Genomic DNA, 12,482 nt, shown 5'->3' with positions numbered 1-12,482 from the left:
CCGGGGGAGCGGGGGCTAGCGGCTGCTGGAGGGGTGGTGGACGTGGAAGGTGAGCCGCTTGCCGAAGACGCGGCGGAAGTTCAGGACCTCGCGGTCCGCGTTCCACAGCTCCAGGTCCACGGGGTGCCGGGTGTGCAGGTGCAGCGCCACGCCCTCGCGGCCGTTGGTGGCCTTGAAGTCCTTGATGGGCTGGTGGTGGCTGACGTCCAGCGAGTTGGCCACGCGCAGCAGGGTGGCCAGCTTGCGCACCGTCCGCGCTTCGACGGGGTTGAGGCCCGCCATGCCGGAGTGGGCCAGCTCCGGCGGGCTGCGCCGGTGGTAGCGGGCGACGCGGGCCACCAGCTCCCGCTCGCGGTCGGCGAGGCCCGGCAGGTCGGCGTGGCGGATGAGGTAGTACGTGTGCTTGTGGTGCCGCTCGTAGCTGACGGCGTGGCCCACGTCGTGGAGGAGGGCGGCGACCTCCAGGTAGGGGCGCACCGACAAGGGCAGCTGGTGCAGGGCGGCCAGGTTGTCGAACAGGGCGAGCGACAGCCGGGCCACCTGGCGGGCGTGCTTCTCGTCGAAGTAGAAGCGCTGGCCCATGGCCAGGGCGGCGTCCGCGAGGCTGTGGTCCTCGCGGTGCTCGTCCTGCCGGTAGAGCAGGTCCACGAGGATGCCGTCGCGCAGGCCGCGGTTGACGACGCTGACGGACTCCACGCCCAGGTGTTTGGCCACGGCCTCCAGGATGACGGCGCCGGAGACGATGATGTCCGCGCGGCGCGGGTCGAAGCGCTTGCGGCGGCGCTCGGGGGGCATCTGCGCCAGGGTGTTCACCGTCTGCGTGAGCTGACGGACGGTGGCGTTGCCGCTGCTCTCCGCGGCGGCGAAGGACACCACGGCGCTGATGGTGCCGGACGAGCCGAGCGCCACGCGAGGGACGTTGTTCACCGTGGGGGGCAGCGTCTTCTGCAGCACGTCCGCGACGAAGCTGCGCATGAGGCGCAGTTGCTTGGGCGGCACGGTGCGCGAGGCGTCGAAGACCTCGGTGAGGCGCACCGAGCCCAGCGCGAGGCTCCAGAGGTTGTCGGGCTTCTCGCCCGTGGCGGTGGCGACCTCGGTGCTGCCGCCGCCAATGTCGATGAGCAGCGAGCGCGTGTGGGGCGGCTTGCGGTGGAGCACGCCCAGGCAGATGAGGCGGGCCTCTTCCTTGCCGCTGACGACCTCCAGGTTGAGGCCGGCCTCCTCGCGCACGCGGCGGACGATGTCGGCGCTGTTCTTGGCCTCGCGCAGGGCGCTGGTGGCCACGGCGCGCACCTGGGCCTTGTGGCGGCGGCAGAGGGCGGCGTAGCGGCGCAGGGTGGCCAGCAGGCGCTCGGCCGTCTCCTCCGGCATGGAGCCGGTGGCGAAGACGCCCTCCCCCGGGCGGATGGCGTCGCGCTCCTGGTGCAGGGTTTCGAGCGCGCCGTCGGCGTCTGGCCGCGCCAGCTCCAGGCGGACGGCGTTGGTGCCCACGTCAATGGCGGCGAGGACGGGCTGAGGGGGGCGGCGAGGAGGCATGTGCGGTTCTGGCCGGAGTGTACGGGGCCCTGGCGGTAATCGCAGCGGGAACCTCACCGGAAGGCCGGCCCCTCGCTTCAGCGCGTGACAGCCCTGTATCAGTCGCTCAGTCAAGGAAGCGGCGCTCCCAGCGGCGTGCAGCTTCGGGGTCGAGCCCCAGGATGGACTCGCCCTCTCCCCACATCGTCCAGGGCTCCAGAATGCGCGCCAATTCCCGATAACCGGACGGTTGCTCGCCGCGCTCGTCTTCGCCTGCGTCGGGTCCAGGGCCCAGGGTGACCACGGCGCGTTCCCCTTCCATCGGCTGAACGGTGGTGCGGGGCGCGTGGAGCCGCGAGCGGAGTGAGGCGGCGCCCCCAAGTTGGTTCAGCACGGGCGCTCCCAGGAAGGTGAGCCAGGAGGGCCCCCGGACACGCGTGCCGATGCGAAGGGAGGTCATGCCGGGCCGGAGGACATCCAGCCCCGGGCATCGAAGGCAATCGCGACGCACTTGGCGGAGGATGGCCGCCACGTCGAGTGAGCCGCTGAATGCCAGACCCGCGTTGCCTGAGGCAAAGGGGAGAGGCTCGGCAATGGCCAACAAGAGGTCTCTGACCTGCTGGGGGCCGTGCTGTTCCAGGTACTTGGTAGAGAACCAGAACGACACGGCGCTGACTTCGCCGAGGCCGTTCACGAAGGACGAGTCGACGCGTTCTCGCCCCAGATAGTCGAATCGGAAGGGCGCCTCCAGGGAGCCACCGGAGAGATGGACGTTGGCCCATGGCGCATCCGTCATGCCTTGATGGACCTTCTCCCATCCCTGTGAATCCAGGGGCTGCCACTCGCCCTCCTCGTCCGCGTACGACGTCAGGACGTATGGGCCCACGGCACGTTGATAGACGTCCAGCGAATGCAGTACCGCGGTCGTCACGGAGGTATGGGCGTGGGGCAGATAGAAGCTCGCATGGAGCCCCGTGGGCGCGCTCATGGCAGGACTCCCAGGCGCGGTGTGATTTGGAGGGGCGCCTGCTTGGGCTTCAGTGCCCGTTGGTACATCGCGTCCTGCTGTTGGCCCTCGTGGGGATGTCCTTTGGGGTACCGGGGCCAGCTTGAGGGACGCGTGGGCGTGACACAGGGGAACTTGAAGTCATAGATGGCCAGGACCTGCATCTCCGACCCCGTATGGATGACGACGTCCGGGGCAAGTGACCCCTTGAGCTCACTGCCCCGGCCCTGTCTCAGCAGCGTGCGCACGTCCTCGTTCCGCATGGGTTCCCATCTGCCTGAGTCCGGGTTGTAGCGGTAGCGGGGTTCGAGGCGAAAGCCCCCTGGACGGAACTGGTTCAGCCATTCGTGGGCGCACGGAAGCGCGACCTTGTGCATCTCCGTGCCGAGCTTCATCGCCAGCGTGATGGGGCGACCCTGGGCATCCACCGCGACCTCCGCACGGCATTCTTCCGGAGTCGGGTTCCTGCCGTTGCGCAAAGCGATGAGCACGGTCGAACGCGCATCGTCCGCGCAGGCTTCCAGCGCCTCCTCAATGGCATCCCGCTCCTCGGCGCGCAGCACCCGCAGCGCCGCGTCGCCCGCGGTGCCAATGGAGGCAGCCACGCGCATGGCCCGGGTGCCCGGCAGGACGGCCTCCTCGCCCGCCATTCGCGCGCACGCCGCCGGGTTCCGCCGGCACGCGCTGGTCGCTGAATCGAAGCCGTAGCGCTCCGGGCGCGCCGCGCAGCCGGCGACCAGTCCACTGAGCACCAGCGCCATCCACGGACGTCGCGGCATGTCCCCTCCCGTGCGTGGCCATGAGGGCCGCGCACACACGAGGAGACACGCTACCGCTTCCGCCGCCAGCCCATGAAGCTGGCGAAGCGCTCCGCGATGCGGGCGACGGTCAGCCCCACGATGTCCAGCAGCCACTGCTGGAGTCCGGAGCGCGCGCAGTCCTCCAGGTACACCCGCCGCGAGCCGAGCAGGTGCTTGTCGAGCCACCGCTGCGCTTGCGCCGCCACGCCGGGGTCCTCCACCTCCACCAGCGTCTCCAGGTTCACGAGCGACAGCGGATCCAGATTGAAGCTGCCCACCAGCAGCTTCCTCCCGTCCACCAGCGCCGCCTTCGCGTGCAGCGTGGAGTCGGTCCACTCGTGGATGCTCACCCCGGCGCGCAGGAAGTCGCGGTACAGCCGCATGGTCGCCGCGCGCGCGAACACCACGTCGCTGCGCCCGGGCAGCAACAGTCGCACCGTCACGCCCCGCCGCGAGGCGCGCTTGAGCGACCGGATGAGGCCCTTGTCCGGCAGGAAGTACGCGTGCGCCAGCACCACCTCGTGCTTCGCGCCGTCAATCGCCTGGAGGTACCGCTTGCGCAGCCGGTGTCCTCCCGCGACGCCGGACAGGAACAACTTCACCGCGCCCGACTCCAGCGCGGAGGCCCCCGCGTGCAGCCTGGCCCCCAATTGCCGGCAGATGTCCCCACGCAGCTCCAGCGCCAGGTCCGCCCAGCCGAGCACGTCGCCCTTCGCCGCGTATGCGTCCCCGATGTTGATGCCTCCCAGGAACGCCACGGAGTCATCGACGAGGAGAATCTTCCGGTGGTTGCGCCACGCGCGGCCGGTGCACAGCGAGGTGAGCGGGTTGTACACGCGCACCTTCGCCCCCGCGGCCTTCAGCGTCTGTGTGAGGTACCGGCTGGCGCCGATGCTGCCCCAACCGTCCACCACCACCTTCACCGCGACACCCCGGTGCGCCGCCGCCACCAGCGCGTCGAGGAACCGCGCGCCAATGCCTTCCCGCTCGAAGGTGTAGACCTCCAGGTGCACCATCACCTGCGCGGAGGCAATGGCCTCCAGCATCCGCGGGTACGCCTCTGCCCCGCCGTCGAGCAGGGTGAGGCGCTCCTCGCGGACCTCGTCAATGGGAAGGCGGACGCCAGGAGCGGTCAACGTCGGCGGTGAGGCTTCGGCACGCATGCGCGCCCTCCACCCTACCGCTCCCAGCGTCTCGACGGGACAGCCTCACCGTGACATGGGGGCCGTCCTGCCGCGTGCCGTCATCGCCCGTCGTGTTTGCGCGCGCCCTTGCCCTTGCCCTTGTGTTTGCACTCGGTGCCGTCCCAGTACTGGCTCGGGTGGCAGTGCTTGCTGTTCCGCTTGGACTTCTTCGACTTGGGCGGACGCGAGTCGTAGTGGTGATGGTGGAAGCAGCCACTCAAGGTGAAGAGCGCGAGAACGGGGAGGAGGAGACGGGCTTTCATCGGGCGGGGCCAGGACATACGTGCTCGGACCCGGCCCGGCGGCGCGCGGCCACATCCCCCCATCGACGCTGTGCGTCCGCTTCGGTAGCCTGCGCGCCGTGCCCCCTGCCGCGAAGCCCGTTCGTCATCGGAAGATTGGAGCCTACCGCGTACTCGGAGAGCTGGGACGTGGTGGCATGGCCCTGGTGTACCGGGGCCTGCACGAGATGCTGCAGCGCGAGGTCGCCATCAAGGAACTGCTCCCGGACGGCCAGCGTGACCGGGAGACGTTGTCGCGCTTCCGGCGCGAGGCGCTCGCGCTCGCGGCCTTCCGCCACCAGAACATCGTGACGCTCTACGACATGGTGGAGAAGGCGGAGAGCCTCTTCATGGTGATGGAGCTGGTGGACGGCCCCACGCTCCACACGCTCATCAAGGAAGGCCCGCTGCCGGCGGACGTCACCGGCGTCATCGCCGCGCGCATCGCCAGCGCGCTGGACCACGCGCATTTCCGCCACATCATCCACCGCGACCTCAAGCCCGCCAACGTCATGCTCACCAAGTCCGGTGAGGTGAAGCTGATGGACTTCGGCATCGCCAAGGACGTGGGTATGGAGGCGCTCACCCAGCAGGGCATGGCGGTGGGGACGCCGTCGTACATGTCCCCGGAGCAGGTGACGGGGGTGCCGGTGGATGGCCGCACCGACATCTTCTCGCTCGGCGTGCTGCTCTATGAGGCCCTCTCCGGCGCGCGCCCCTTCCACGGCAAGACGGCGGGCGAGGTCTTCGCGAGGATTCGCGACGGCAAGTACACGCCGCTCTCCAAGGTGGCGCCCAACGTCCCGGCGCCGCTGGTGCGCATCATCCAGCGCGCCATGGAGGTGAAGCCGGAGGACCGTTTCCCGGACGCCGCCGCCATGCGCCGCGAGCTGGACGTCTTCCTCGCGCAGGAGGTGCAGGTGTCCCACGCGGCCCTGCTGGTGGCCTTCCTGCGCCACCGGCAGAAGCTGACGGAGACGGAGGCCCAGCAGCTCATGCGGCCGCACGAGCTGGACGCCGCGGTGGAGGGTTTCGACACGGGGCGCTCCCGCCAGGGCGGGAAGCTGAAGTGGGCCCTGGCCGCCGCCATCGCGCTGACGACGGCGGCGGGCACCGGGCTCTACTTCACCCAGGCCCAGTGGGCGCCGCTGGTGGAGCAGCTCACCCGCTGAGGCCCGGCGGGTGGTGGCTCAGGCCTGCTGCTTGGACTTGTCGTGCGTGACGGTGACGATGGTGCCGATGCCGCCGCGCACGAAGAAGTCGCCCACCACGGTGAGCTTGCGCGGCTGGATGGCCTGGATGATGTCGTCCGCGATGGTGTTGGTGACCTTCTCGTGGAAGGCCCCCTCATTGCGGTACGCCCACATGTAGAGCTTGAGGCTCTTGAGCTCGATGCAGGTCTGGTCCGGCACGTAGGTAATCTTGAACCGTGCGAAGTCAGGCTGACCGGTGAGCGGGCACAGACAGGTGAACTCCGGGACGTCGAACGCGATTTCGTAGTCGCGATCGGCGGCCGGGTTGGGGAAGGTCTGCAGTTCCTTGGACGGCTGCGAGGGCATGGCGCTGTCGTCTACCACACCAACGCCGCGTGTCATCCCTCCCTTCGATGTCCGCCTGCCAACGCGCCTGGCGTTCAGCGGAGGGGAATCCTGGGGGGGCTCCGGTTGCCGGGTGGGCGCGGGCTCATAATCAACGGGCGTCTCTTGCCCCGTCCGAGCACATGCCGCTTCCCTCCGACGTCGAAGATGCATTCTCGTGCCTGCCGCTGGCGCTGGTTCGCGTCGGTCCGGACCTGCGCGTTCAGTGGTGCGAGGAAGGCTTCGCGCACAAGACGGGCGTGGCGCTGCGCGCCGGGGGCGACCTGCGGGACGCCCTGGAGCGCACCCGGAGCCTGGACTCCCTGGAGCGCGCCATCCGGGACGGTGCATCCCATACCGGCCACGTCATCACCCGGGCGCTGCGTCAGGTCCGGGTGCAGGTGAAGCCCGCCTCGGCGGGCGAGGCGGCGGGCGCCTGGCTGGTGGTGGAGCCCTCGGGGGTGGACGACGAGGGGGCCTTCTCCCAGGCGGTGCAGGAGATTGCCCGCTCCGTGGGCGAGACGCTGGAGGTGGACAGCGTCTGCGCCGCCGCCGTGGTGGCCCTGGTCCGCTGCGCGCACGTGCGCCGCGCCGAAGTCTATCTCTGCGAAGAGGAGGGCGGGAGCCTGCGCCGGGTGGCGGTGTCGGACCTGGCCGGCTCGGAGTCCCCCGAGGCGGTCTTCGACTCCCAGTCGGACCCGTTCCGGCAAGCGCTGGCGCTGCGTCAGGCGCAGCTGGGCATCCAGCGGGGCTATGGGGACTCCATGGGCTCCATCTTCGCCGCGGTGCCGCTGTGCGCGCCGCGCCGGACGGTGGGCCTGCTGCTGCTCTACAAGGAGCCGGGCACGTCCTTCTCCGTGCGGGAGCTGGACTTGTGGAGCGCCGCGGCGAACCAGCTCGCGGTGGCGGTGGAGAACGCGCGCCTGCTGCGCGAGGCCAAGGCGGCGCTCCAGGTGCGCGAGGAGTTCATCTCCATCGCCAGCCACGAGCTGAAGACGCCGCTCACGCCGCTGAAGCTGGGCCTCTTCACCATGGAGCGGCGCCTGTCGTCGGGCCAGCCGGTGGAGCTGTCCACGGTGCTCAAGTCCAAGCGGCAGGTGGACCGGCTGGTGGGGCTGGTGGAGGACCTGCTGGACGCGTCGCGCCTGGACGCGGGGAGGCTGGCGTTGGACCTGGCGCCGCTGGAGGTGGGGCAGTTGGTGGCGGAGGTGGTGGACCACTTCCGCGCGGCCTTCGAGCGGCCCTTCGCCGTGGAGGTGCCCCGCGAGCGCGTCTGGGTGCGCGGGGACCGGGACAGGCTGGAGCAGGTGCTGGTGAACCTGCTGGAGAACGCGCACAAGTACAGCGCGTCGGAGGAGCCCATCGTCGTGACGGTGGAGCGCTCCCAGGGCGAGGCGCGCATCCACGTCCAGGACCACGGCATCGGCATTCCGGGCGCGGACCAGTCGCAGGTGTTCCAGCGCTTCTACCGGGCGCGGAACGTGTCGCACCGCAACTTCGGCGGGCTGGGGCTGGGCCTCTTCATCAGCCACTCCATCGCCCGGCTTCACGGCGGCGCGCTGTCGATGCGCAGCGCGGAGGGGCAGGGCAGCACCTTCTCGCTGAGCCTGCCGCGCATGGCGGCGCACGACGTGAAGCGGCTGCCCCACCGGCTGTTGCTGCTGGACGAGGACCAGGCCCAGGAGGCCGCGGCGGAGCAGGTGCTGCTCTCCGAGGGCTTCGAGGTGCTCACCGCGCGCGACGGGGCCGAGGCGCTGCGGCGGGCCACGCACCTGCCGGTGGACCTCATCGTCCTGTCCACCAGCGCCACGCAGGGAACGACAGGCGTCTTCCTGGAGACCTTCGCCACGCTGCCGCGCGCGCGGCCGGTGCCCATCCTGCTGGCCGGCGACGAGCGGCCCTGGTGGGCCCATGAGGGCACGTCGCTGTGTATACGCCCCTACCGGCCCGAGGACCTGGTGACCCGGGTGCGCAGCGCGCTCAGCGTGGAGCGGCTGCCCTCGGCCGAGGCGCCACTGGATTTGCTCAGCTCCCGGACGTGAGGACTCGGAAGTCCACCGGGACGATTCCCTCCCGGGCCAGCACTTCGCGGGCCTGGGGGTGGAGGAAGGTCTCCAGCTCGACCTCTCGCTGCGCCGCGTAGCCGCTCTTCAGCGTCTCCGGCCGGTAGCCCGGGTGGCACATCAGCTCGATGACGCCGTCGTTGGGCAGGGCGGTGAGCTCCGACGCGAAGCGCTCCAGCGTCCAGTACGCCTCCGCGCCCGCGTCGCCCACGAAGTGCGCGTTGGTGGCGACGCCCCGGGCCCGCAGCGTGCGCCGCATCTCCGCATGGATGGAGCGCACCGGGACGCCCACGCTTCGCGCCGCCCGGGCCAGGCCCTCCAGGACGCCCGCGTGTTGGTGCAGGTGCTTGTGCACGTCCACATGCGTGGCCGGCTGGCCCAGCAGGCCCGCGAGCCGCGCGAGCTGGGCGAAGGCCTCCGCCTCCACCACGTCCGCAGGCAGCGCCCCCGCGCGGGCCTCCACGAAGCCGCCGTCCTCTCCGAGCCATTCGCGCGGGAAGCCGCTCCACACGGGCGTGCCCCGGGCGAGGTTGAGGTGCAGGCCGATGGCGAGCCCCCGGGCCTCGCGCGCGGCGGCCTCCGAGAAGGGCGTGTTCACCATGAAGGTGGCCGACGAGACGACGCCCTCGCGCATGGACCGGAGGATGCCGCGCGTGACGGCCGGGTCGTAGCCCAGGTCGTCGGCGTTGATGATGAGGGCGCGTGACTGCATGGCGGGGCTCTCCTCGCGGTGGGCTCAGGGCCGGGGGCGGGTCTGGAAGAACTTCCAGGCTTCCCGCGTGGCGTCCAGGTGGGGCGTGCCGCCGTGGTTGAAGTCCGTGAAGCCGGGCCAGGTGTGCTGGCCGCCCTGCACCGTGCACAGCGACGCGGTGGCGGACTCCGGGCTGCACCCGGTGGCGGCGGTGCAGGTGCTGTCGCCCTGCTGGTACGTCTCCACGGTGGGGCCCATGCAGCCGTTGCGCTCGGCCCAGCGGCGCACGGAGGCTTCGGCGGACGGGTAGGTGCCGCCGAAGGGGCCCAGGTTGCTGCCGCCCTGGTAGCGGATGACCGGGTCGGCGGTGCCGTGCAGGTGCAGCACCGGCACGGGGCGTGACGGGTCGCAGGGCGTGGCGCCCTCCATGCCCGCCACGGGGGCGACGGCGGCGAAGCGGCTCGCGCGCTGGCAGGCCAGTTGGTACGAGAAGAAGCCACCGTTGGAGAAGCCGGTGGCGAAGGTCCGGCGCGTGTCCACGCACACGCGCGTGTCCAGGTCCGCCAGCAGCGTGTCCACGAAGCCCACGTCATCCACCTTGGCCGTCCACGCCGGGCCGCAGCACGCGCCCGCGTTCCACCCCCGGCTGGTGCCGTCGCTCCCATTGTTGTTGATTTCCGAGGCGCTGAGGCCCCGGGGATACACGGCGAGGAAGCCCTCCGTGTCGGCCAGCGTGGACAGGCGCATCAGCCCCTCCATCTCCACCTCGTTGGAGCCGAAGCCGTGGAAGGCCACCACGGCGGCGGTGGGCCGGGTGGCGTCGTAGCCGGGGGGAACGTGGACGCGGTAGTGGCGGGTGCGCCCGTCGTGCTCCACCGTCCAGTCGTAGGTGCCAGGCCCCTCCGTGAGGCCGGTGCAGGCCGTGCGCTCCGGCACCGTGGGCTCCTCTCCGGTGGGAGGGGCGCTGCCGGCATCCTCGGTGGGCCGACGGGAAGTATCCGAGGACGAGCACGCCGTGACACCGGCGAGCAGGACCCCCAGGGCGAGGCGAGTTCCGCGAAAGCGCATGACCCCGAAGTTAATGGGCCCGGGCCGTGACGCACGAAGTGTTGGCGTCATTTCACCGCGACGCACTCCGCGGCCAGGGCCTCCGCGCGCGTCGGAAAGCGCTCGGACAAGGCGCGCTTCACCTCGGTGACACCCGCGGTGTCGCCGGTGTGGGCGTGGAGCTGGCAGCGGGAGGCCAGCGCCCGCGGGTCCTCTGGGGCGAGCCGGTCCGCTTCGACGTAGGCCCGCTCGGCGCCCGCGGTGTCGCCTTGCCGGAAGAGCACGGCCCCCAGGTAGTAGTGCGCCACGGCGAGCTTGGGGGCCTTTCGAAGCGCGCGCTTGAGCAGGGCGGCGGCCTCGTCCACGCGTTGCTGCCGGAAGCGCACGAAGCCCAGCTCGGCGAGGCTCGCGGCGTCATCGTGGGAGCGCGTCCAGGCGGAGAGCACGCTGGCGGCCTCATCCAGCCGGCCGCTCTGCGAGAGCAGCAGGCCGTAGCGCGGCGTCACGTCGGAGGCGCCGGGCTTCCGGGCATGGACCGTGGCCAGCGCGGCCAGCGCGCCCGGGATGTCCCCCTGGCGCTCGCGCAGCTCGGCCAGCGCCAGCGGTGGGCGGAGGTCCTTGGGGGCCAGCGCGGCGGCATCCTCGAGGGCGCGCTCGGCCCGCTTGCCCAGTCGCAGCTCCGTGGCGGCGCGTGCGGCGATGAGGTGCCCCTCGAGGTCCTTGGGAAAGCGCGCCACGAAGCCCTCCGCCAGGGCCAGCGCCTCCTCGTGCGCGCCGGCTTCCAGCAGCAGCGCGCCGGCCCGGCTCAGCTCCTCCGCGCTCGCCCGGTCATCGGACGCCAGTCCCTTCAGGGCCGCCACCTTCGTATCCGCCGTGGTGGCGGCCTCCGCCCGGGCCAGGCGCGCGGCGGGAGGCGCGGCGGGGCGCGTGAGGAACCACGCCGCGCCCGCGCCCACCGCGCCCACCGCGAGCACGCCCGCGAGGAGTGGAACCAATCGCGAGCGTCGCCTGCTCGTGGCGTGTTCATCCTGGGCGGTGGATGCCGCCGTGCCCGCGAGGGCCTTCCGCGTGGCGCCCGCCACCGTCGCCGCGTCGGGGTTCGTGGTCCGGGAGACCTGGGGCCACGCGGTGGGCGCGTCGACCCCGCCCAGGATGGGCCGGGTGTAGGGCGTCGGCGTACTGCCGTGAGACGGGTCCGCGAGCCGCGCGCGCCGCAGGGCCAGCCGCTTGGGGTCGCGGTCCGGTGGGAAGACTGAATCCACGTAGGCGGCCAGCTGCTCGGGCGTGGCCATCTCCGCGGCGCCACCAATCGCTTCGATGGCGGCGATGAAGGCCTCCAGGCTGTCGAAGCGCGCGGCGGGCTCGCGGGCCAGGGCGGTGAGGCACACCAGCTCCAGCGCGGTGGGCACGGACGGGTCGAAGGCGGTGGGCGGCCTGGGGCGTCCCTCCGCGATGCGGCCCAGCACCTCGTCGGCGGACAGGCCGGTGAAGGGCCGGCGGCCACAGAGCTGCTCGTAGAGCATGACGCCCGCGGCGAACAGGTCGGCGCGGTGGTCCACCGGCTTGCCGGCGATCATCTCCGGCGACATGTAGAAGAACTTGCCCTTGAGGATGCCGGGCTCCGTGCCCGAGCCCAGCGCGTCCGCCTTGGCGATGCCGAAGTCGATGACCTTCACCGCGCCATTCACGCCCACGTGGATGTTGTCGGGCGTGAAGTCGCGGTGGACGATGCGCAGCGGCCGGCCCGCTTCATCCACGGCGCGGTGCGCCGCGTCCAGGCCCCGGCAGGCCTCCACCAGCACGCGCAGGGTGATGCCCAGTGGCACGCGGTGTCCGTGCTCGGCGGCCTCCTGGCGCAGCTCGGCGAACGAGCGCCCCTCCAGCAGCTCCATGGCGATGAAGGGCTCGGTGCCCTCCATGCCCAGCTCGATGATGGTGACGACGTTGGGGTGTCGCACCTGCGCGGTGATGCGGGCCTCGTTGAGGAACATCTGCACCACGCGCCGGTCCGAGGCGAGGTGCGGCATCAACCGCTTCACCGCGACCGCCGGCCCCCGGCTGCCGTCGTCCTCGACGCGGCGGCCCAGGTACACCTCCGCCATGCCGCCGGTCGCGATGCGCGCGGACAGTCGGTAGCGACCCACCTGATTGGGGTTCTGCGCCAGCTCCAAAGTGCGCGCAGTCTATGTGTAGGCGCCCCTCCGCGCACAGTGTTGTGGCCATTACGGCGGGTGGGGGCCCGCTACCTGCCCGCTCGCGCGAGGGAGCGGGGATGTTAACGTCCTGCCTGTCTCGTGGGCCTGGCGGGAGGTGGCCCA

General features: G+C 71.4%; 11 protein-coding genes. 2 read left to right on the top strand and 9 right to left on the bottom strand.

Annotated elements, in window-relative coordinates; all coding sequences use genetic code 11:
* Positions 1-15 precede the first annotated feature (15 nt).
* The 5 genes from KGD87_RS20705 to KGD87_RS20685 all read right to left on the bottom strand — a co-directional run bounded on the left by KGD87_RS20705 (position 16) and on the right by KGD87_RS20685 (position 4,768).
* A complete protein-coding gene (locus tag KGD87_RS20705; protein WP_284662044.1) occupies positions 16-1,536 on the bottom strand; it encodes a Ppx/GppA phosphatase family protein in 1,521 nt (506 codons plus the stop codon).
* Positions 1,537-1,642: 106 nt separating this feature from the next.
* Positions 1,643-2,503 (bottom strand): type VI immunity family protein, encoded by an 861-nt coding sequence (locus KGD87_RS20700; RefSeq protein WP_284662042.1) that lies wholly within the window; start codon positions 2,501-2,503, stop codon positions 1,643-1,645.
* Positions 2,500-3,300, bottom strand: a complete 801-nt coding sequence (locus KGD87_RS20695) for a hypothetical protein (protein WP_284662040.1) — start codon at positions 3,298-3,300, stop codon at positions 2,500-2,502. Before KGD87_RS20695 ends, KGD87_RS20700 begins: the two co-directional genes overlap by 4 nt.
* Before the next feature lie 50 nt (positions 3,301-3,350).
* Positions 3,351-4,484, bottom strand: coding sequence for a phospholipase D-like domain-containing protein (locus KGD87_RS20690; RefSeq protein WP_284662039.1), 1,134 nt, complete (start codon positions 4,482-4,484; stop codon positions 3,351-3,353).
* 80 nt (positions 4,485-4,564) lie between these two features.
* The gene (locus KGD87_RS20685; protein WP_284662038.1) at positions 4,565-4,768 is read right to left on the bottom strand and encodes a hypothetical protein; all 204 of its coding nucleotides are present in this window, start codon (positions 4,766-4,768) and stop codon (positions 4,565-4,567) included.
* A 176-nt stretch (positions 4,769-4,944) separates the two neighbouring features.
* On the opposite strand from KGD87_RS20685, the gene KGD87_RS20680 reads away from it, so the two are divergent.
* A complete protein-coding gene (locus KGD87_RS20680) occupies positions 4,945-5,958 on the top strand; it encodes a serine/threonine-protein kinase (RefSeq protein WP_502888042.1) in 1,014 nt (337 codons plus the stop codon).
* Positions 5,959-5,976: 18 nt separating this feature from the next.
* Here KGD87_RS20680 and queF read toward each other — a convergent pair whose 3' ends face one another.
* Entirely contained in the window at positions 5,977-6,345 is a 369-nt protein-coding gene (gene queF / locus KGD87_RS20675; protein WP_284662036.1) for a preQ(1) synthase, read from the bottom strand.
* A gap of 161 nt (positions 6,346-6,506) precedes the next feature.
* Here queF and KGD87_RS20670 point away from each other — a divergent pair, with 161 nt between their 5' ends.
* Positions 6,507-8,405: an ATP-binding protein gene (locus tag KGD87_RS20670; protein ID WP_284662034.1), complete on the top strand. Its 1,899-nt coding sequence runs from the start codon at positions 6,507-6,509 to the stop codon at positions 8,403-8,405.
* Here the strand turns inward: KGD87_RS20670 and KGD87_RS20665 are convergent.
* The 3 genes from KGD87_RS20665 to KGD87_RS20655 all read right to left on the bottom strand — a co-directional run bounded on the left by KGD87_RS20665 (position 8,389) and on the right by KGD87_RS20655 (position 12,335).
* Positions 8,389-9,138, bottom strand: coding sequence for a carbohydrate deacetylase (locus tag KGD87_RS20665; protein ID WP_284662033.1), 750 nt, complete (start codon positions 9,136-9,138; stop codon positions 8,389-8,391). The two genes, KGD87_RS20670 and KGD87_RS20665, sit on opposite strands and share 17 nt — an antisense overlap.
* 24 nt (positions 9,139-9,162) lie before the next feature.
* On the bottom strand, positions 9,163-10,053 hold the full coding sequence (locus KGD87_RS20660; RefSeq protein ID WP_284662032.1) for an extracellular catalytic domain type 1 short-chain-length polyhydroxyalkanoate depolymerase: 891 nt from the start codon (positions 10,051-10,053) through the stop codon (positions 9,163-9,165).
* A 179-nt stretch (positions 10,054-10,232) separates the two neighbouring features.
* On the bottom strand, positions 10,233-12,335 hold the full coding sequence (locus tag KGD87_RS20655) for a protein kinase domain-containing protein (RefSeq protein WP_502887952.1): 2,103 nt from the start codon (positions 12,333-12,335) through the stop codon (positions 10,233-10,235).
* Positions 12,336-12,482: the final 147 nt, after the last annotated feature.

It is taken from the genome of Myxococcus sp. SDU36 (genome assembly GCF_030168875.1).
GTDB classification, from domain to species: Bacteria; Myxococcota; Myxococcia; order Myxococcales; family Myxococcaceae; genus Myxococcus; species Myxococcus vastator.
The sequence above is the reverse complement of the archived record's forward strand: the minus strand, read 5'-3'. Positions and strand labels throughout refer to the sequence as shown.